Source organism: Flavobacterium hibisci (assembly GCF_020026925.1).
Taxonomy (GTDB): Bacteria; Bacteroidota; Bacteroidia; order Flavobacteriales; family Flavobacteriaceae; genus Flavobacterium; species Flavobacterium hibisci.
Window position 1 is genome coordinate 638,435 of record NZ_JAIQDW010000001.1, and the last position, 22,283, is coordinate 660,717.

17 protein-coding genes are annotated in these 22,283 nt (G+C 33.6%); 6 read left to right on the forward strand and 11 right to left on the reverse strand.

Annotated elements, in window-relative coordinates; all coding sequences use genetic code 11:
• Window positions 1-9 precede the first annotated feature (9 nt).
• Window positions 10-873: a hypothetical protein gene (locus K8B81_RS02350; protein ID WP_223678609.1), complete on the forward strand. Its 864-nt coding sequence runs from the start codon at window positions 10-12 to the stop codon at window positions 871-873.
• A 61-nt stretch (window positions 874-934) separates the two neighbouring features.
• Here K8B81_RS02350 and K8B81_RS02355 read toward each other — a convergent pair whose 3' ends face one another.
• Entirely contained in the window at window positions 935-1,477 is a 543-nt protein-coding gene (locus K8B81_RS02355; protein ID WP_223678610.1) for a DUF1697 domain-containing protein, read from the reverse strand.
• Between the two features lie 172 nt (window positions 1,478-1,649).
• Between K8B81_RS02355 and recG the strand changes: the two genes are divergently transcribed.
• The 4 genes from recG (at window position 1,650) to K8B81_RS02375 (ending at window position 5,640) form a co-directional block, all read left to right on the forward strand.
• A complete protein-coding gene (gene recG / locus K8B81_RS02360) occupies window positions 1,650-3,758 on the forward strand; it encodes an ATP-dependent DNA helicase RecG (protein ID WP_223678611.1) in 2,109 nt (702 codons plus the stop codon).
• Window positions 3,759-3,880: 122 nt separating this feature from the next.
• Complete coding sequence (gene prmA / locus K8B81_RS02365; protein ID WP_223678612.1) at window positions 3,881-4,714, forward strand: 50S ribosomal protein L11 methyltransferase; 834 nt, start codon at window positions 3,881-3,883, stop codon at window positions 4,712-4,714.
• Window positions 4,715-4,749: 35 nt separating this feature from the next.
• Window positions 4,750-5,025 carry an ATP-dependent Clp protease adaptor ClpS gene (locus K8B81_RS02370; protein ID WP_223678613.1) on the forward strand — a complete coding sequence of 92 codons (276 nt, stop codon included), beginning with the start codon at window positions 4,750-4,752 and terminating at the stop codon, window positions 5,023-5,025.
• Between the two features lie 159 nt (window positions 5,026-5,184).
• Window positions 5,185-5,640 carry a 2-dehydro-3-deoxyphosphooctonate aldolase gene (locus tag K8B81_RS02375; RefSeq protein WP_223678614.1) on the forward strand — a complete coding sequence of 152 codons (456 nt, stop codon included), beginning with the start codon at window positions 5,185-5,187 and terminating at the stop codon, window positions 5,638-5,640.
• Window positions 5,641-5,713: 73 nt separating this feature from the next.
• On the opposite strand, the gene acs is transcribed toward K8B81_RS02375, so the two are convergent.
• From acs to K8B81_RS02410, 7 genes are all read right to left on the reverse strand, one after another.
• Window positions 5,714-7,624, reverse strand: coding sequence for an acetate--CoA ligase (gene acs / locus K8B81_RS02380; RefSeq protein ID WP_223678615.1), 1,911 nt, complete (start codon window positions 7,622-7,624; stop codon window positions 5,714-5,716).
• Window positions 7,625-8,105: 481 nt separating this feature from the next.
• A complete protein-coding gene (gene ilvC / locus K8B81_RS02385) occupies window positions 8,106-9,575 on the reverse strand; it encodes a ketol-acid reductoisomerase (RefSeq protein WP_223678616.1) in 1,470 nt (489 codons plus the stop codon).
• 49 nt (window positions 9,576-9,624) lie between these two features.
• Entirely contained in the window at window positions 9,625-10,149 is a 525-nt protein-coding gene (gene ilvN, locus K8B81_RS02390; protein WP_223678617.1) for an acetolactate synthase small subunit, read from the reverse strand.
• 6 nt (window positions 10,150-10,155) lie between these two features.
• Window positions 10,156-11,844, reverse strand: a complete 1,689-nt coding sequence (gene ilvB, locus K8B81_RS02395; protein ID WP_223678618.1) for a biosynthetic-type acetolactate synthase large subunit — start codon at window positions 11,842-11,844, stop codon at window positions 10,156-10,158.
• Window positions 11,845-11,907: 63 nt separating this feature from the next.
• Window positions 11,908-13,581, reverse strand: a complete 1,674-nt coding sequence (ilvD, locus tag K8B81_RS02400; RefSeq protein WP_223678619.1) for a dihydroxy-acid dehydratase — start codon at window positions 13,579-13,581, stop codon at window positions 11,908-11,910.
• 272 nt (window positions 13,582-13,853) lie between these two features.
• Window positions 13,854-14,972: a 3-isopropylmalate dehydrogenase gene (gene leuB, locus K8B81_RS02405; RefSeq protein ID WP_223678620.1), complete on the reverse strand. Its 1,119-nt coding sequence runs from the start codon at window positions 14,970-14,972 to the stop codon at window positions 13,854-13,856.
• A gap of 42 nt (window positions 14,973-15,014) precedes the next feature.
• Complete coding sequence (locus K8B81_RS02410; RefSeq protein ID WP_223678621.1) at window positions 15,015-16,190, reverse strand: 2-isopropylmalate synthase; 1,176 nt, start codon at window positions 16,188-16,190, stop codon at window positions 15,015-15,017.
• A gap of 154 nt (window positions 16,191-16,344) precedes the next feature.
• Here K8B81_RS02410 and K8B81_RS02415 point away from each other — a divergent pair, with 154 nt between their 5' ends.
• Window positions 16,345-17,889, forward strand: a complete 1,545-nt coding sequence (locus tag K8B81_RS02415) for a hypothetical protein (RefSeq protein ID WP_223678622.1) — start codon at window positions 16,345-16,347, stop codon at window positions 17,887-17,889.
• A gap of 261 nt (window positions 17,890-18,150) precedes the next feature.
• Here the strand turns inward: K8B81_RS02415 and K8B81_RS02420 are convergent, their stop codons facing one another.
• The 3 genes from K8B81_RS02420 to K8B81_RS02430 all read right to left on the reverse strand — a co-directional run bounded on the left by K8B81_RS02420 (window position 18,151) and on the right by K8B81_RS02430 (window position 22,146).
• Window positions 18,151-18,951 carry an ABC transporter substrate-binding protein gene (locus K8B81_RS02420; protein WP_223678623.1) on the reverse strand — a complete coding sequence of 267 codons (801 nt, stop codon included), beginning with the start codon at window positions 18,949-18,951 and terminating at the stop codon, window positions 18,151-18,153.
• Window positions 18,952-19,020: 69 nt separating this feature from the next.
• A complete protein-coding gene (pyrF, locus tag K8B81_RS02425) occupies window positions 19,021-19,848 on the reverse strand; it encodes an orotidine-5'-phosphate decarboxylase (protein ID WP_223678624.1) in 828 nt (275 codons plus the stop codon).
• 111 nt (window positions 19,849-19,959) lie between these two features.
• Complete coding sequence (locus K8B81_RS02430; RefSeq protein WP_223678625.1) at window positions 19,960-22,146, reverse strand: DUF5723 family protein; 2,187 nt, start codon at window positions 22,144-22,146, stop codon at window positions 19,960-19,962.
• Window positions 22,147-22,283 lie beyond the last annotated feature (137 nt).

Below are 22,283 nucleotides of genomic sequence, written 5' to 3' on the forward strand. Positions count from 1 at the left end.
AATAATAAATTGAAAAATAATTTTTTATTCTTGCCTTTTTTCTTAATGTGTTTCGCTGTAAATACATTTGCCCAGGAAGAAATTGCAATACAAGACAAATACACAGCACACAATAAAGGAAAGTTTTTTATTTCATGGGGAGGTAACAGAGAAAGTTATTCTAAATCTGATGTAACTTTCAGAGGAAAAGATTACGAGTTCACTGTCCACGATATGAAAGCACATGATAAACCAAAAGGGTGGCATGTTGATTATATTAATCCGGCTAATATGACCATTCCGCAGACGAATTTTAGGCTTGGTTATTTCATAAATGATCATTATAGTATTGCAGTTGGCGTTGACCACATGAAATATGTAATGACACAGAATCAAACAGCAAATGTTACAGGCGAGATAAATTTACCTGCAGACCAAATCGGTTCTGCACATAATGGACAATACAATAATACTGCTGTAGATTTTACAGATGAAACGTTTTTAACTTACGAACATACTGATGGTTTAAATTACGTAAATACAGAATTTTCAAGACATGATGATGTTTCAAAATGGTTCAGACTTCCAAATATCGATAAGGTTCAGATTAATTTAACCGAAGGCTTAGGAGGAGGTGTTTTGTATCCTAAAACCAACACCAAACTTTTAGGAAAAGAACGTCACGATGATTTTCACATTTCGGGTTATGGAGTATCAGCAAAAGCGGGAATTAATGTTACTTTTTACAAACACTTTTATATTCAGGGAGAATTAAAAGGCGGTTATATTAATATGCAGGATATCAAAACAACTGCAAGCAATGAAGATAGTGCTTTTCAGGACTTTTTCTTCTTTCAGCGAATTATTGCTTTTGGAGGAATTTTCAGAATCTAAAAACATAATCAGCCATAATAAAAAGCAGGTTTCATATTTAATTTGAAACCTGTTTTTTGTTTTACTCTGAATACATATTAAGCAGATTGGTAACGGTATTCCAGTTTCTAATTGTTGCCGTGACATTAAGTTTTTTCTCAATATATTTTTGATCAAATCTGGTTTTCCCGGCACCTACAGCATATTTTATGAAAATTCTTTTTCCGTCAATACTAGCCTCATCTGGTTTAAACTGGCTGATTTTTAAATCATTTATACTTTCTTTTTTCAAAGCAATTGAAACAAAAGCAACGTAAAGTTTTTTACTGTCAACTTCTTTTTCTTTTAGAAAAGGATTGTTTTTAAAACACAATTCCAAATCTTCTTTTGCGATTACCACAACAGGGACTTCGTGTCCAAAAACTTTAAAAATTTCCTGCTTAATTACAAATCCTACTTTTGAAGCGCTTTCTTCATTGGAATCCACAAAAACATTCCCAGACTGCAGATAGGTCCTGACATTCGTAAAACCAATATTTTCCAACATTGTTTTTAATGCTTCCATTTTCATCATGTTGTAGCCGGAAACATTAATTCCTCGTAAAAGCGCTAAGTGTGTTATCATTTCAAAATATTTTACTCCCCAAAGGTATTATTTTCTAAACTTTAATTTTCAAATTATCTCATTTTCAAATTTCCTAATTAAAATCTATCTTCGCTATTCTAAAAGATAAAATTAAAACTTAGTTATTTCCAAAATCTAAGCAAGTCTAAAATCTAAGAAGTATAAAAAACTAATGTCAAATAATCTCCTAGAAACTCCTATCGAATACTTAAAAGGTGTTGGCCCCAGCCGTGGACAATTGCTTCGCAAGGAATTAGGTATTCATAAATATGGAGATCTGGTTAATTTTTTTCCGAACAGATACATTGACAGGACTCGTTATTACAAAATAAATGAACTTCAAAATACAGGTTCTGAAGTACAAATTATTGGAAAAATAATTCACATTAAAACTGTTGAATTTGCTAAAAATAAAAAGCGCCTTGTTGCTACTTTTGTAGATGAGACCGGACAAATGGATTTAAACTGGTTTCAGGGCCATAAATGGATTCGGGAGAGTTTAAAACTCAATGAAGTTTGTGTTATTTTCGGAAAGTGTTCTTTGTATGGAAATCAATTCAGTATGGCCCATCCTGAAATTGAGCTTTTAAAAGAACACGAAAAAAGCCTTCGCTCTGCGATGCAGCCGGTGTATCCTTCAACGGAAACGCTTACAAACAGAGGGATTTCAAACCGGACAATAAATAAATTAATGGAACAGCTTTTCATCGAAACACAAGCTTTGTTTACTGAAACCTTTCCTGCTTATTTAATTGAAGAATTAAAATTAATTTCAAAGAAAGCAGCTTTATTCAACATCCATTTCCCTAAAAGTGCCGATATTTTGGCGAAAGCCCAATTCCGCTTAAAATTTGAAGAATTATTTTTTATCCAGCTCCAATTAATTACTAAAAATCTAATTCGGAAACATAAAATTAAAGGGCATCCTTTTACAAAAGTAGGCAAATATTTTAATGAATTTTATCAGAATCATTTGCCATTTGAACTAACAAATGCACAAAAAAGAGTAGTAAAAGAAATTCGTTCAGATATGGGTAGTAATGCCCAAATGAATCGATTATTACAGGGAGATGTAGGTTCCGGAAAAACAATTGTAGCTTTTATGAGTATGCTTCTGGCAATTGATAATGGCTTTCAGGCTTGTTTAATGGCTCCTACAGAGATTCTGGCCAACCAGCATTTTATTGGATTATCTGAATTGGCAAAAACATTAAATATTAATATAAAAATCTTAACCGGTTCAACTAAAACCGCAGCCAGAAAAGTTATTCATGAAGAGCTTGAAAATGGTTCTTTACATATTTTAATTGGCACACATGCCTTATTGGAAGATAAAGTAAAATTTCAAAATTTAGGATTAGCCGTTATTGATGAACAACATCGTTTTGGTGTTGAACAAAGATCAAAATTGTGGAAGAAAAATGATATTCCACCGCATATTTTGGTAATGACCGCCACTCCTATTCCGAGAACTTTAGCAATGAGTTTGTATGGGGATTTGGATATTTCGGTAATTGACGAATTGCCTCCAGGCAGAAAACCTATTCAGACCGTTCATCGATATGACAGCAACCGATTAAAAGTCTGGAAATTTTTACGCGATGAAATTGCAAAGGGAAGACAGATTTATATTGTTTATCCATTAATCCAGGAATCTGAAAAAATGGATTTCAAGGATTTAATGGATGGCTATGAAAGTATTTCACGTGATTTTCCACTGCCACAATATTCTATTTCAATTTTACACGGAAAGATGAAACCAGCCGATAAAGATGCTGAAATGAAACGCTTTTCAGAAGGAAAAACCAATATTATGGTGGCAACAACTGTAATTGAGGTTGGTGTAAACGTACCAAATGCCAGTGTAATGATTATCGAAAGTGCTGAAAGATTTGGACTTTCACAATTACATCAGCTGCGAGGACGTGTTGGTCGTGGTGCCGAACAGAGTTATTGCATCTTAATGACTGGACACAAGTTAAGTTCTGATAGTAAAACCCGAATGGAAACAATGGTACAGACCAACGACGGCTTTGAAATTGCAGAAGTTGACCTGAAACTGCGTGGTCCGGGCGATATGATGGGAACACAGCAAAGCGGAGTACTCAATCTTCAAATAGCAGACATTGTACGTGACCGAGATATTTTGAGTTTAGCCCGAAACTATGCTATGAAGATTTTAAAAGAAGATGGGCCTTTACAAAAACCTGAACATGCTGTATTAAAAGCCGTTTTTATAGAATTGACAAAGAAAAAAAACATCTGGAATTATATCAGCTAACAATTTAAATCACTAAAAACATCCAAAAAAAGCTGATATTTTGTTTTTCAGAATTAAAATAATTACAAATTATTTATAAAGAAGTCTGCTTTCGATTCTTACCTTTGCAAAAAAAATTATCTATGTCAAATATCTATTTAGGGTATCATTTTTCGATTGAGCCCAAAGAACTGGGATCGGAAATATTAATTGCCGAATTGGGCGAAAAAGCTTTCGAGAGTTTCACCGAAACTGAAAACGGGATTTCGGCTTTCGTAAAGAAAGATTTATGGGACGAGAATATTTTAGATGACATTTATATTTTACAATCAGAAGAATTTAAAATCGAATATACGATTGAAGAAATTGATCAGGTAAACTGGAATGAAGAATGGGAAAAGAATTTTGAACCCATTGATGTAGATGGAAAATGCCATGTTCGCGCTCCTTTTCACCCAAAAACTGATGCGGAATTTGATATCGTAATCGAACCAAAAATGAGTTTTGGAACAGGTCATCATGAAACAACACACATGATGATTCAGCATTTATTAGAAATGGATGTTCAGGGTTTAAAAACTTTAGACATGGGTTGCGGAACTGCTATTTTAGCTATTTTGGCTGAAATGAAAGGTGCTCAGCCTATAGATGCCATAGATATTGACAACTGGTGTTATTTGAATTCTATTGAAAATGCAGAACGTAATAATTGCAGCCACATAACCGTTTATGAAGGAGATGCAGCCTTACTGACTGGTAAAAAATATGATTTGATTATTGCAAACATTAATCGTAATATTTTGTTAAACGATATGCAGTCTTATGTAGATTGCCTGAATCCTAAAGGAATCATCCTTTTCAGTGGTTTTTATGAAGAGGACATTCCATTCATTGATGCCTCTTGTACTGATAAAGGATTAACCTATGTTAAAAAGTTTCAAAGAAACAACTGGGTTTCATTAAAATACGTAAATTAGTTAATAGTAATTACCAGAGTACAAAATTTAAAATCATGAGTACTAAAGAAAAAGTAAGAGAAAAAGTTCGCGAAAAAGAAGCTGTAGGTTTCAATAATGAAATTATAGTTTATAATGACGATGTAAACACTTTTGATCATGTAATTGATACTTTAATGCGTGTTTGCAGCCATACAGCAGAACAGGCAGAACAATGTTCCCTAATTGTACATTACAATGGGAAATGCACAGTAAAGACTGGTCCAATAGATAAATTAAAACCACAATGCACGCAACTTTTGGAAGCAGGACTTAGCGCCGAAATTGTTTAAATTCAAATACAAACATTAAAAAAGGCATTCTATTTTATTCTATTTGGCGAATAATATAGAATGTTTTTATTTTTAAATTTGAAGGCACAATATTTGCTTATCCTATCGGCATGATCTAAAATATTTTTACATTTGTATTAACAGCAATACTAAAAATCGATGAAAAAAATAGCTTTACTTATTGTTTTACTAATTACAGCAATTTCATGTGTAAGTACAAAATCGACATTAAAAAATGTAGATGATAATGCTCCTGACTTGGTTTTAAGCAAAAATAATACGTTTATTATCAAAGAGTTCAGTAAAGACAAAAAGTATGGTTATAACCCTAATTATCCTATCAATATTTTCTTCAGAAATACCAGAGACGAAGCACTAAATGAAACCCGTTTTTTAAATGCTTTAGCGGGGCCAAATGGTGAAAAAATCACTTATACAAGATTAGAGACCTGTTGCCCTTTTCCAACTAAACGAAGTGACATGGGTGCAGGATTTTTAAATGTATATGAATTGAAATGGGAAGGACAAAAAAAACCGGTTACACTCTATCTTAATATTTATGAAAAAGGGGTCCTAATGGTTCCAATGGGATTAAGCTTAAAGAAAGAAAACTAATTAGAATAGAGATAAAAAAAGAAAGCCGTTTCAATTTGAAACGGCTTTCTTTTACAATATTATTTTAAATAGATTAAGAAATTCTTTCATTCATAATACCTTCAACAACCTCAGGGTTTAATAAAGTTGAAGTATCACCAAAATTAGAAAAATCCCCTTCAGCTATTTTACGCAAAATTCTACGCATAATTTTACCTGAACGCGTTTTTGGTAATCCTGACACAAATTGAATTTTATCTAATTTAGCAATTGGCCCAATGTGATCAGCAATATACTGATTGATTTCTTTTGCTAAATTTTCTTTATTTCGAACTTCACCTGTTTCTTTTAAAATTACGTAGCCATATAAAGCATTACCTTTTATATCGTGCGGGAAGCCTACAATTGCTGATTCAGCAACTGCAGGATGCTCATTTATAGCATCTTCAATAGGCGCTGTTCCTAAATTATGTCCGGATACAATAACAACATCATCTACCCTGCCTGTAATTCTATAATATCCAACTTCATCTCTTAATGCACCATCTCCTGTAAAGTATTTACCCGGAAAAGCAGAGAAATAAGTTTTTTTATAACGCTCATGATCTCCCCAGATAGTTCTGGCAATTCCAGGCCATGGAAATTTAATACACAAACTACCTACTACCTGATTACCTTCAATTTCATTACGTTTATCGTCCATAAGAACTGGCTGAATCCCTGGCAAAGGCAATGTTGCATATGTAGGTTTTGTTGGTGTAACAAAAGCAATTGGCGAAATCATAATTCCACCCGTTTCTGTCTGCCACCACGTATCTACAACCGGACATCTCTTATCTCCAACGTGATCATTAAACCAGTGCCAGGCTTCTTCGTTGATTGGCTCTCCAACAGAACCAATAACCTTAAGTGATTTTAAAGGATACTTTTGAATATAGTCAAGACTTTCTTTGGCTAAAGAACGAATTGCTGTTGGAGCAGTATAAAATTGTGTGATTTTATGTTTTTCAATAATTTCCCAGAAGCGACTAAAATCCGGATATGACGGAACTCCTTCAAAAATCACAGTTGTTCCTCCATTTAATAATGGACCATATAAAATATAGGAATGTCCTGTAATCCATCCGATATCGGCTGTACACCAAAAAATATCATTTTCTTCATGACTGAATACATTTTTAAAAGTATATGCAGTGTAAACCATATATCCTGCTGTAGTGTGTACCATTCCTTTTGGCTTTCCTGTAGAACCTGATGTATATAAAATAAATAAAGGATCTTCTGCATCCATGATTTCAGCTACGTTATAATCAAGGGCTGCATCTAACAAAGGCTGTAACCAAACATCACGGCCTTCCTGCATTTTTATTTCAGTCTCTGTTCTTTTTACAACTAAAACTTTAGAAACAGATGGACAACTTTCCAACGCTTCATCTACTATTCCTTTAAGATCAATCGTTTTATTTCCTCTGTAGCCACCATCAGAAGTAATCACCATTTTACATTCACTGTCATTAATTCTTGCAGAAACTGCTGAAGCTGAAAATCCTGCAAAAACAACAGAATGTATTGCTCCAATTCTGGCACATGCTAAAACTGCTACAGCGAGTTCCGGAATCATTGGTAAATAAATGCAAACTCTATCCCCTTTGGTTACGCCCTGCTCACGCAAAACATTAGCCATTTTTGAAACCCTTTCATATAGTTCATTATAGGTAATGTGTATTGCTTCCTCAGAAGGATTGTTCGGTTCGAATATTATTGCCGTTTTTTCTCCTCTTTTACTCAAATGTCTGTCAATACAATTCTTTGTAATATTAACTTTGGCCTCTGTAAACCATTTCACTTCTGCTTCAGCCATGTTAAAATCAACAACTTTTTCCCATTGCTGGTACCATGTAAAGTTTTCTTCAGCAATTTTACCCCAAAACTTTCTTGGCTCTCTTATTGACTTATTGTAATGTTTAAAATATTGTTCTAAATTTTCAATTTTATAATAACTCATAGTTGTTGTAATTTTTTTATAAATGTATTAAATAACAACGTATTCTTAAAATTATTTAATTCATAAATTTTATCAAAAAAAAACAAATCATAAAAAAAACATATCGATTTAATGAAGTTAATATAAAAAATAAAGTTTTAATCAAAAAAACATATTACAAAAAAAGGTATGATATATAAATATCACACCTTTTAATTTTAACAATTTCAATAACAATTAATTTTTTGCCTACCTTTTTCATGTATGAAAATAGCCAGCAACATTATTAATTACAACAGAAACTTCTACAAGTATATATACTAAAACATACTCAATAAGATTAGGGATTACTTCACTTAACCCTTTGTTAATTTGAGTTAAGTGAATGTAACATGCGCCATATCTGTTATTATCTTAATAAGTGCTTACTAATTCAAAATATTATATAAAACTAAGATACAGTGCAAAATCCCAACACACAAACGTGGTGTGTAATATTATATTATCCTATTTTTTTCATTGCTGTCATAGACTCTCTTAACCAAGCTCCTACTTCTTCGATAGGGTGCTGGCGAATTTCTTTATTTACAGCAATCAAAACAGCGTTATCTACTGCGTTTGAAGTTGAAAATGGTTTTCCAATAATGTTAGTTTCTACTTTTTTCATAAACTCAGTCAATAATGGCTTACAAGCATGATCAAATAAATAACATCCATACTCCGCTGTATCTGAAATAACGCGATTCATTTCGAATAATTTCTTTCTGGCGATAGTGTTTGCGATTAATGGCAATTCGTGCAATGACTCATAATATGCTGATTCTTCAATTATACCTGCTTCTGTCATAGTTTCGAAAGCTAATTCAACTCCAGCTTTAACCATTGCAATCATTAATACCCCATTATCAAAATATTCCTGTTCAGAGATTGGAGCTTGTTGTGGAGCAGTTTTTTCGAAGTTAGTTTCTCCGGTTGCAGCTCTCCATTTCAACAAATTAACATCATCATTAGCCCAGTCAATCATCATTGTTCTTGAGAACTCTCCAGAAATAATATCATCCTGGTGTTTTTGGAATAACGGACGCATGATATCTTTCAATTCTTCAGCTAATTCATAAGCTTCAATTTTTGAAGGATTATTTAAACGATCCATCATATTTGTAATACCTCCATGTTTCAAAGCTTCTGTAATAGTCTCCCAACCATACTGAATTAATTTTGAAGCATACGCAGCATCAATTCCTTTTTCAACCATTTTATCAAAACATAAAATAGATCCAGTTTGCAATAATCCGCAAAGGATTGTTTGCTCACCCATTAAGTCTGATTTTACTTCAGCAACGAAAGATGATCTCAAAACTCCTGCTCTGTGTCCTCCTGTTGCAACAGCATAAGCTTTTGCCTGGTCCAAACCTAAACCGTTTGGATCATTTTCAGGGTGAACAGCAATAAGGGTCGGTACACCAAAGCCTCTTTTATATTCTTCACGCACTTCAGAACCTGGACATTTAGGCGCGCACATAATTACAGTGATATCTTTACGAATCTGCATTCCCTCTTCAACGATATTAAATCCGTGAGAATATGCTAAAGTAGATCCTTGTTTCATTAATGGCATAATGGCAGTTACCACAGCAGTATGTTGTTTATCCGGAGTTAAGTTACAAACTAAATCAGCAGTTGGAATTAATTCTTCATAAGTACCTACTTTAAATCCATTTTCAGTAGCATTTTTAAAAGAAGCTCTTTTTTCAGCAATTGCATCTGCACGTAAAGCATAAGAAATATCAAGACCTGAATCTCTCATGTTTAAACCTTGATTCAAACCTTGTGCTCCGCAACCTACGATTACGACTTTTTTTCCTGCTAATGCATCTATCCCATTTGAAAATTCAGATTGCTCCATAAATTCGCAAACCCCTAATTGTTCTAATTGTAATCTAAGTGGTAATGTGTTGAAATAATTGGCCATTTTTTTTAATATTTAATATGTATGATGTTTAAATTTGAATGCTTTTTAACTATTTTAATTCATTTAATAATAATGATGAAATTTCCATTTTTTCTTTTGAAACAGAAATTCTTCCAGAACGCACAAACTGCATAATTCCGTAAGGTTTAAATTTGGCGTATAATTCTTCAATTTCAGATCGTCTGCCTGATTTAGAAATCACAAAAAAATCACGGGAAACAGTCACTATTGTAGATTGACTTTCTTTAATGATATTCTGAATTTGTTTCTCATCAAATAATAAACTTGAAGCTATTTTAAACAATGCGTTTTCTAAATAAATTGTTTCTTCATCTGTATGATAAAATGCTTTGATAACTTCAATTTGTTTTTCGATTTGTCCGACAATGTTTTTAACCCATTTCTCTGTGGTTTCAACTACAATAATAAATCTCGAAACATTTTCTATTTCTGATTCTGAAACGTTTAAACTTAATATATTGATGTGACGTTTTAAGAATATTCCTGATATCCTATTAAGTAAACCCACATTGTTCTCTGAATATACCGATATGGTAAATGTTTTTTCTTCCATGTTTTTTTAACTTAATCTGATCTCTGAAACACAAGCTCCCGTTGGAATCATTGGAAACACATTATTTTCTTTTTCTACCATAACTTCAAGGAAATACGATTCTTTTGAAGCAAGCATTTCTGCAACAGCTTCATCCAGTTCTTCTCTCTTAGTTACTTTTCTTGATTTAATGTAATACCCTTCTGCAATAGCGCAGAAGTTTGGATTAATCATTACTGTAGAAGCATATCTATAGTCAAAAAACAATTCCTGCCACTGACGCACCATTCCAAGAAATTCATTGTTAAGTACAACAATTTTTACCGGGACTTTTGTCTGGTAAATTGTACCCAGCTCCTGAATATTCATTTGAAAACCTCCGTCACCAATTACAGCAACAACCTCACGGTCTGGTCTTCCCATTTTAGCTCCGATAGCGGCTGGTAAAGCAAACCCCATTGTTCCTAATCCGCCAGAGGTAACGTTACTCTTAGTGGTATTGAATTTGGTATAACGACAGGCAAACATTTGATGTTGACCTACGTCAGAAACCATTATCGCGTCTCCTTTCGAATGTTTGTTAATCATTTCAATAGTTTCTCCCATTGAAATTCCTTTTCCATTCGTTGGGGCCAACTCCTCATTAATAACGGCATCACATTCAATTTTATATTTTTCTTTGAATTCATTATGCCATTCTGTATGCGATTTTTTATCAATTAACGGAATTAAAGCTGTTAATGCTTCTTTGACATCAGCCAAAACTGCTACTTCAGTTTTTACGTTTTTATCTATTTCTGCCGGGTCAATTTCAAAGTGAATTACTTTTGCCTGTTTAGCATAAGTAGCTAATTTTCCGGTAACACGGTCATCAAAACGCATTCCCAATGCAATTAAAACATCACATTCGTTAGCTAAAAGATTTGGACCGTAATTGCCATGCATACCTACCATTCCTACGTTTAAAGGATGATCCGTTGGCAATGCTGAAAGGCCTAGAATAGTCCATGCAGCAGGGATACCTGATTTTTCAATTAATCTTTTTAACTGTTCTTCTGCTTCACTTAATATAATACCTTGTCCAAAAACAATAAATGGCTTTTTTGCATTATTGATTAAATCTGCAGCTTCCTGTACTTTCTGAAGATTCAATATCGGTTTTGGATGATAACTTCTAATTCCGGTACATTTTTCATAACTAAACTCAAACTCATCAAATTGAGCATTTTTAGTAATATCAATTAATACAGGTCCCGGACGACCAGAGCGTGCAATGTAAAATGCTTTCGCAATAATTTCAGGAATTTCATGAGCTTCAGTGATCTGATAATTCCATTTAGTCACCGGAGTTGAAATTCCAATGATATCAGTTTCCTGAAAAGCATCTGATCCTAATAAGTGCTTTCCAACCTGGCCTGTAATACAAACCATTGGTGTTGAGTCAATTTGAGCATCTGCAATACCAGTTACTAAATTAGTTGCTCCCGGTCCTGAAGTTGCAATTGCAACCCCAACTTTTCCCGTAGCTCTTGCAAATCCCTGCGCTGCATGTGCTGCCCCTTGTTCATGACGTACTAAAACATGGTGCAATTGATCTTGAAATTTATATAATTCGTCGTAAACTGGCATGATTGCTCCTCCAGGGTAACCATAAACCAAGTCAACTCCTTCTGCTAATAAACATCTAATAACGGCTTCTGCCCCTGATATTTTCATTTGTTTTCTTTTTAAATCCCTTATATCTATCATTAAAGATTTTAAGAGATAGTTTTTATTAAATTATTTGTCGGTAACACATCCATGAGAGGCACTGGAGACCGAACGCATATATTTAAGTAAAACTCCTTGTGTAATTCCGTTTTCTGGTCTCTTCCAGTTAGCTTTTCTTTTTGCTAACTCTTCATCAGAAACTTTCATATTTATAGTGTTATTTACAGCATCGATTGTAATAACATCACCATTCTCTATTAATGCAATTCCACCGCCTTCATAAGCTTCCGGAGTTACGTGCCCTACCACAAAACCGTGTGAACCTCCAGAGAAACGTCCGTCAGTAATTAAAGCTACAGTACTTCCTAAACCAGCTCCCATAATAGCAGATGTTGGTTTCAGCATCTCAGACATACCAGGACCTCCTTTTGGACCACAATAGCGAATAATCACTACATTTCCTGGTTTAACTTCACCCGCTTGTATTCCTCTGATTACATCTTTTTCTCCCTCAAAAACTACGGCTGTTCCTTCAAAAAATTCTCCTTCTTTACCGCTAATTTTAGCCACACAACCTTCTGTAGCGATATTTCCGTAAAGAATCTGAATGTTTCCGGTTGATTTTAATGCTTTTGAAATTTCAAAAACTACTTGCTGACCGTCATGCAAATCAGGCACTGAAGCTAAGTTTTCAGCAATTGTTTTTCCTGTTACAGTTAAACAATCACCATGCAGGAAACCTTCTTTTAACAAATATTTCATTACTCCAGGAACACCACCTACATTGTGTAAGTCTTCCATTAAATATTTACCACTTGGTTTCAAGTCGGCTAATAATGGTGTTTTATCACTGATATCCTGGAAATCTTTTAATGTTAATTCAATACCTACTGAGTGCGCCATTGCAATTAAGTGCATAACTGCATTTGTAGAACCACCTAAAACAGCTACCATCGTAATTGCATTTTCGAATGCTTTACGAGTCATAATGTCTCTAGGTTTAATATCTTTTTCTAATAATATTCTAATTGCTTTACCTGCATCAACACATTCTTGTTTCTTTTCAGGACTTAAAGCGGGATTAGAAGAACTGTAAGGCAAACTCATCCCTAATGCTTCAATCGCTGATGACATAGTGTTAGCTGTGTACATTCCTCCACATGCACCTGCACCTGGACAAGCATTTTGAATGACTCCTTTAAAATCTTCAGGAGTAATTGTATTCTTAATTTTTTTACCTAAAGCCTCAAAAGCAGAAACTATATTCAAATCTTCGCCTTTCCATTTTCCCGGGTGAATAGATCCTCCGTAAACCATAATAGAAGGACGGTTTACCCTACCCATAGCCATTAAAGCACCAGGCATATTTTTATCACAACCAGGAACTGCAATCATTCCATCGTACCATTGTGCCCCCATTACAGTTTCAATAGAATCTGCAATAACATCACGTGAAACCAAAGAAAAACGCATCCCGTCGTTACCATTAGAAATACCATCACTAACACCGATAGTGTTAAAAATCAAACCGACCAAATCAGCATCCCAGACCCCTTTCTTAATATCTTTAGCCAGGTCATTTAAGTGCATGTTACACGGATTTCCGTCATAACCCATACTCACAATTCCTACCTGCGCTTTTTTAAGATCCTCTTCTGTCAAACCAATTCCGTAGAACATTGCCTGTGAAGCTGGTTGAGTTTCATCTTGCGTGATTGTTTTGCTGTACTTGTTTAATTCCATTATATATTATTTGTAATTTTCTAAATTTTATTCCTAAAAAAAACCTCCCAACTATGTGGGAGGCTATAATATATTTTTTCAATTATATTTATACCATTCCCTATGCAGATGTGCTATACACATTGACAATAATGACAGAAGTAATAATAATTGAGATTTGCATCATTTATTTTTTGATGCCACAAAAGTAGTAAAACTGATGCGATCAAAAAAACAAAAACTCAACATTTTAAACTCTTCTTGTTAATTATTGCATTATTTAACAAAAAATATTAAACAATCGTAGATTGTCCGAGATGAACGTTGTCATTATTAAAATACAGCAAATCATCTTTGCTAAAAATAAAGTTAGAAACAAACTCTCCAACCTCATTAGTCCCAAATTTTGAATCAGCTTTTAAATCTATTGTTACTACCTTAAATTCAATCGCTTTTTCTACTGCTTTGTAAATCACATTTGCTTCCTTAGACAACCCAAAGTGTTCTAACAACATTCCTGCTGATAAAATTGAAGCTATTGGGTTAGCAATATTTTTACCTTTTGCCTGAGGATAAGAACCGTGAATAGGTTCAAAAAGTGCATTTTTTTCTCCTAACGAAGCAGAAGCCAATAAACCAATAGATCCGGTAATTACACTGGCTTCATCAGATAAAATATCCCCAAATAAATTCTCTGTCAAAATCACATCAAATTGTTTCGGATTCAGAATCAGCTGCATTGCGGCATTATCTACAAATAAAAAGTCTAAAACTACATCCGGATAGCTTTCGCCAACTTTCTGAACAACTTTTCTCCATAATCTAGAGGTTTCCAAAACATTTGCTTTATCAACCATCGTCAGCTTTTTACGTCGGTTTTGAGCCGATTTAAAAGCCAAATGCGTAATTCTTGTAATTTCTTCTTCTGAATACTCACATAAATCAGAAGCATGTGTTCCTTCTTCGTTTAAAGATTTTGCTCCAAAATAAGCACCACCAGTTAATTCTCTGAAAATAGTAAAATCAGCACCTTCAATGATTTCTCTTTTTAAAGGAGAAGATTCTATCAGTGATTTATAAGGTTTAATTGGACGTATATTGGCAAACAATCCAAGTGCTTTACGAAGTTTTAGTAATCCTTGCTCAGGACGAACTTTTGCATTTGGATTATTATCATATTTGGAGTCACCAATTGCTCCAAACAAAACCGCGTCAGTATTTAGACAAAGATTTAGTGTTTGTTCTGGCAGCGGATTTCCTGTCTTATCAATAGCAATTGCCCCCATGAGAGCTTCTTCAAACACAAATTCGTGATTATACACTTCGCCAATTGCATACAATGCTTTTTTAGCTTGTGCAATTACCTCCGGTCCTATTCCGTCTCCTGGTAAAACTGCTATTTTCAAATTCATAATGCCTCGTTCTTTATGTATTTAAAATCTGATTTTTTCTAATTAACTTCTTATTAAATCTCCCTGAATTTTGGAAGCTTCAATGATCTGATGAATATCTTCATCTAAAACTTCTTTTTTAATATCCGCAAATTTCAAAAACTCAATATAAACAGTATCCAATTGTGTTTTAGTAAGTTCATAACCTACTTTTTTGGCTCTGTATGCCAAAGCTGCACGTCCACTTCTTGCTGTCAAAATAATCGAAGATTCATTAACACCAACATCAAGCGGATCCATGATTTCATAAGTAGCTCTGTTTTTGATTACACCATCCTGATGAATTCCGGAACTATGCGCAAATGCATTCGCCCCAACAATAGCTTTATTTGGCTGAACTATCATTCCCATACTTTCAGAAACCAAACGACTCATTTCATTTAATTCTCTTGTATTGATGTTTGTATCTAAGTTAAGATAAGGATGTTGTTTGAAAATCATCACCACTTCTTCAAGTGCTGTATTTCCGGCTCTTTCACCAATACCATTAATAGTACACTCAATTTGTCTTGCTCCGTTGATAGCTCCTGCAATTGAGTTGGCAGTTGCCATTCCTAAATCATTATGACAGTGGCATGAAAGAATTACATTCTCAATACCTTTTACGTTTTCTTTTAAATATTTGATTTTTGCCCCATACTCTTCAGGCAGACAATATCCGGTTGTATCCGGAATATTTAATACAGTTGCCCCTGATTTTATTACCTCTTCACAAACTTTTGCAAGGAAAGCATTATCAGTTCTACCTGCATCTTCTGCGTAAAATTCTACATCTTCAACATATGATTTTGCATGAGAAACTGCAGCTTTTGCTCTGGCGATAATATCTTCTGGTGTGGTATTTAATTTATGGAGTATATGAGATTCTGAAGTTCCGATTCCAGTATGAATCCTAGGTCTTTTAGCATGCTTTAAGGCAGCCGCCGCAACATCAATGTCGTTTTTTACAGCTCTTGTAAGCCCGCAGACCGTTGCATTTTCTACAATTTTACAAATCTCAGAGACCGATAAAAAATCGCCCGGACTTGACACAGGAAAACCTGCTTCGATGATATCAACTCCCATTTTGTCTAGTCGTTCTGCAATAACCAATTTTTGATTGGTATCTAACTTACATCCTGGGACCTGTTCTCCATCACGCAAAGTGGTGTCAAAAATTTGAACTTTCTCTCTATTCATATTCATTTATTTAATGTAATTTCACATCTTGAAACAAATATATATTGTACTTCTTAAGTACGAAATTCATTTTAATGGAATTATACTGTTTATAAAACAATTTAAAAGTATTTAATATATTAAAAATCAATAAATTACATTATTATATTTTACAATGGCTAACCATCAAAAAGATTTCTTATTTGTACTGATTAAGTCACTTTCTAAATCTGAAAAAAGACAGTTTAAAATTTTTGCAAGCCGTTTAGAAACGAGTTCAAATACTAAATTCATTGAATTATTTAATATTTTGGATAAGTCTGAAACTTATGATGAAAAGCTTATTTTAAAAAGCGGAATCATCAAAAAAGTTCAGCTATCTAACTTAAAATCCTATTTGTACAAGCAGATCCTGGTTAGTATCCGCTTAAATATTCCCAGCCAGAATATTCGATATCAACTGCGCGAACAAATAGATTTTGCCGTTATTTTATACAACAAAGGCTTATACAAACAAAGCCTGAAAATTTTGGATAAAACCAAAATGATAGCCCTTGAAAATGATGAAAAATACATGGCATATGAAATTGTTGAATTCGAAAAGTTAATCGAATCACAATACATCACAAGGAGTATTCAGGGACGCGCTGATGAATTGGTTATTCAGGCTAAAGAACTGAATTATCGAAATACAATTTCCAGCAAACTATCCAATTTGTCATTACAGCTATACGGAATTATGCTAAAAACCGGTTACGTAAAAAACGATGAGGAATACAAATATATTGATGACTATTTCAACAAACATATTTCAAAATTAGACGAAAGCAAATTTGGCTTCCGCGAAAAATATTGGTTTTATAATGCCAATTTGTGGCGTAGTTTTCTTGTTCAGGATTTTCTTGCGAGTTATAAATATGCTTATAAATGGGTCAGATTATTCTATGATAATCCAAATATGATTTACCAGAATCCTGTATTTTTTCTAAAAGGAAATCACTACTTTTTAGAATCGCTTTATATGCTGAAATACAAATCGAATTTCAAAAAATATCTAACGCTTCTAGAGGAAACTATTCAGGATCCCAGATTTCCTGTTAATGATAACATTGCATCGCTATCCTTTTTATATATCTATAACAATAAACTAAACTATCATATTTTGGAAGGAACTTTCGCCGAAAGCGAATATTTGATTCCTGAGATTTTAGAAAAAATTAAAATTCACAGTGAACATCTAGATGAGCATCACGAAATGTTGTTTTTTTACAAAATTGCCTCTATCTATTTTGGAAACGAAAAATACAATGAATCCATTTATTATCTGGACAAAATAATCAACAACAAAAACCTGACGATGCGCGAAGATTTAATGTGCTTTGCCAGACTCTTGTCATTAATTGCACATTATGAATTAGGAAAAGATTATTATCTGGAAAACCATCTTAAAAGTACCTATAAATTTCTATTGAAAATGAATGATCTGCATGAGGTGCAGAAAGAAATTATTAAGTTTATGAGAAACTTAAATAATTTTTATCCTGCCGATATTAAAAAGGAATTCATCAAAATGAGGGAACGATTTATCGAATTAGAAAAAAACACCTACGAAAAAAGAGCATTCCTTTATTTAGATATAATTTCGTGGCTCGAAAGCAAAATCGAAAACCGTAAAATTGCTGATATAATAAAGGAAAAAGCAAAACTATATAGTCGCTAATTGAATGGATGACTATATATTAAAAATCTTAACTTAAGTCCAACAAAGTAATAACAAAACCTTAACAGCAAAAGAAAGATATATACCAGACCTTTGTAATGTAATAAACTGGTTATTTATTATTTTGGTTTTGGTTAGTTAAATGATGCCGGCATCTTCGAGATTGCCGGCATTTTTTTATATTTAAATTCCAGATAAAAAATCCAATTCCCAATCTTATTGAGCTGAAATTTGGAAGTTGGAAGTTTAAAATATGAAAGTTTAATTTCTAAGTCTTTCGTGAAGCAATTTGAAATACGAAAAAGCCTTTAACAATCTGCTCCCATGCCAGGAAAACATTTCACCATCAACAAAAATGGTTTTGGCATGATGAGTGAAACGTCCTATTTCAAAAGCATCTTCTTCTTTAAAAGGGTAAGGCTCAGAAGAAAGGAAAATCAAATCCGGATCACCTTCCAAGCGCATTTTTTTTAGTTCAACTTCAGGGTAACGACCTTTATCTCCGTAGATATTTATAAAATGATTCAGCTTTAATAATTCATCAATATAAGTATCATTACCAGCCACCATATATGGATTTTTCCAGATAAAATAGGCTGCTTTTTTGATTTCAATATCCTGAACGTATTTTTTAAAATCGCTTAAAGCAAAAGTTAACTTATCATTCCACTTTTGGGCTTCAGTCCGACAGTTAAAAAGCTGCCCAAAATCTGAAATCATTTGAAAATTATCCTCAATAGAAACAATATTCGTTACCCAAACCGGACAGATTTGACTTAACTGCCCTACAATCTCAGCAGTATTTTCTTCCTTATTGCAGATAATAATATCAGGCTGAAGTAATTTTATCTTTTCAAAATGAATCTTTTTGGTTCCGCCTACAATTTTTTTTGTGGATTTTAAATGATACGGATGCACACAAAACTTCGTAATTCCGATGATTTTATATTCTAAACCTAAATCATACAGCAATTCGGTTTGAGAGGGAACTAATGAAATAACGCGTTTTGGAGTTGTATCAAAAGAGTGTAAAGTACCGAGTTGGTCTTGTAGTTGTTTCATGTTTCAGGTTGTTTTGGTTTCAAGGTTTTTGAATTGTGAATCAACAAACAGTCTCACAAATTCAAACTTTTAAACTTTAAACTTTAAACTAAGAATTTCCTCCATTTCCTGCTGCACTTTTAAAGCTTCTTCCCTTGCCTTTTCAGCAAAATCAGTTCCGTTAGAAGCGTAAATAATAGCCCTGGCAGAATTTACAAGCAGACCAATTTTATCATTCATTCCGTATTTGCAAACTTCAGACAAACTTCCCCCCTGAGCGCCGATTCCGGGAACCAGTAAAAAGCTGTCCGGAACAATTTTTCTAATTTCCGTAAAATATTCCGCTTTAGTAGCACCAACTACGTACATTAAATTATGACTGTTTTTCCAGGCCTTAGAGGTTTCTAAAACCTGCTTGTATAATTCCTTTCCGTTGGTCTCTAAAGTTTGAAAATCAAATGCTCCTTCGTTTGAAGTCAAAGCCAGCATTATAGTGTGTTTGTTTTCAAAAGCCAGAAAAGGTTCCACAGAGTCTTTTCCCATATAAGGAGCAACTGTTACACTGTCAAAATTCAAATCTTCAAAAAAAGCTTTTGCATACATGCTTGAAGTATTTCCTATATCGCCACGTTTTGCATCAGCAATCGTAAAAATTTCAGGAAATTTTTCATTTATATAATTAATTGTTTTTTGAAGTGAAATCCAGCCTTTTATTCCATACGCTTCAAAAAAAGCTGTATTAGGTTTATACCCCACAGTCAAATCATGGGTAGCATCAATTATGGCCTTATTGAACTCAAAAACAGGATCTTCAGTTTCTAATAAATGTTGAGGAATTTTGTTTAAATCAGGATCCAGCCCAACGCATAAAAATGATTTTTTCTGAAGTATTTGTTGGTGCAGTTGTTGTGTAGTCATTGGTATTTTTTTAGTTTTTTCAATTCAAAAAACGATTTTTTAGAAAGTATGCAAAAATAAAAAAAGCCACTCAATTAAGAATGGCTTTTAGTATTTATATTTCAATCAGAATTAGAAATTACCTAAATAAACAATTTCTGTTCTTCTGTTTGCTGCTCTTCCTGCAGCAGTTTTATTAGATTTAACTGGTTTTGAGGCCCCAAAACCTTGTGAAGTTAAATTAGCAGGATTTACTCCTTTTTCAATTAAAGCATCCATAATAACTTTTGCTCTTTCTTCAGATAATTTTTGATTTGCCTTAGCATTGCCTACATTATCAGTATGACCATAAATGGCAAATTTTGCGTTTGGATAGTTTTTCAAAATTTCTTTAATTGCATCAAGTCTTCCTGAAGTTTCTACTTTCTTAGCATCACTTAAGGTAGCTTTACCAGATGTAAAGAAGATAGATTTTGCCTCAACCTGTAATTGAGCCAAAGTAGCTTTACTAACTTCAGGACACCCTTTATTTTCTGCCGGACCTGCTACTAGAGGACAATCATCAACGTTATCAGCAACTCCATCTTTATCAGTATCTAAAACCGGACATCCTTTGTTTTCTACTAAACCTGCAACATTAGGACAAGCGTCATCTTTATCCAAAACTCCATCTCCGTCTGTATCAGGCCATGGGCAACCTTTATTTTCAACTGGGCCTGCAACTGTTGGGCATCCGTCAACATTGTCTAATAATGTATCTCCGTCGCTATCTTTCCATGGGCAGCCTTTGTTTTCAACAGGACCGGCAACATCCGGACAAGCATCATCTTTATCTAAAACTTTGTCACCATCAGTATCTGGCCAAGGACAACCATTGTTTTCAATTGGCCCCGCTACTTTTTTACAAGAATCTTGTTTATCAATTACCCCATCCTGATCTCTGTCTTTAAATTTCTTTTGGTAAACCGGAATTTTAATCCCAACGTAAAAATCTGCAGCTTTTGATTCTTTAGAAACCAAATTAGAAATAATTGAACCTGAACCAACAAAGAAGGTACCAACACGTAATCCTGTACCCACTTGAGTTCCGCTGTATTCCATCCACGTAACAGGAACATAAAAACTAAACCATCTGCTTTCGTATCGAGGTGCCAAACTTACTCTATTAGCAATATTGGTCGCATTTAATTTTGTATTTGAAACCATACTGATATCTCCATTAAGATTCAGATAGAATTTATTATGTATATTCCAGTCAACATCAGCATGAAGTGCTGTAGGTAAATTCGTTTTTACTCCTTTTGAAGTTGATGTTTTTGTATAGCGATCATTTAATAAATCATATAAATTATCAGTATCATCAATCATTTCCTGAGTAAGAGTACCTGTTATATCGTAAATATCCTCTTTTGATTTTTTATAATTTATCGAACCAATATCGGTAACAGACAACCCAAAACGTAACTTATACTTATTCAGATCCCTGAAATTATTGTCAGCCGGTTTTGCATTATTTAAATCATATTTAGCATAATCTGGTCTCCACTCATATACAAATCCAAAATCAAAACCTACTCCGCTTGAATTAATGTCAAACTCATAATCTTCATTAGCCTCCCAATCCTGGCTTCCACCTATAGTTAATTGACCATTTGTAAATAATCTGCTATTTGAGGGATCAACTTGATTTACAATTAGGCTTGCGTTAGCATTTCTTCCTTGTATGTAAGCATTTCCAACACCTTGCAGGTATTTAGCCGTCAAACCTCCTTTTAAGAAATGTTGCCCATTCTGATATAAAACTGCAGCATAAGATAGTCCTAATTCTCCCCATGCGTGTACTGCACCGTTTGGACTGCCTGCATTAATAGGTCCGAAACCGTTTGCCTGATCCAAACCATTTTTTACCTGATCAACAAGAGTACCATTAACATCTCTAAGATTTGTTATAGATCTTGCCCTGGTAAAAAGTGCCAATGTATGCTTAGGCGCAATATTGAACATAAAAGACGGCCCCATAATATCCAGATTAACAATGGCATTATTTGCATTTGAAGGAGTCATTTTTGACTGACTGTCAAAGTCATAACCATCTTTAAAAACATCAAAAAGTTTAACACCATACAAGTCATTACTAACAGCACTACTAACAGAAAACAAATTAACATCTGTTTTAAAACGGGAATCAGCTATTGATGCAGGGTTAAAAAGCACACTTTGCACACCGGCATAATTATCATTAAAATAACCTAAATACGACTGTGCCGTAGCAACAGCAGACGTTAAAAAAATAAATAAAATGAGTAATTGTTTTTTCATTAAATCGGGGTTTTAAGTTTAATTGGTCGCAAAACTACAATAATAGATTTAAAAACAGGTTAACAAATTATTGAATCATATAACAACTTGTATTAATTATGTAGAGAATTATATAATATTACTGCAATAAATGCGAA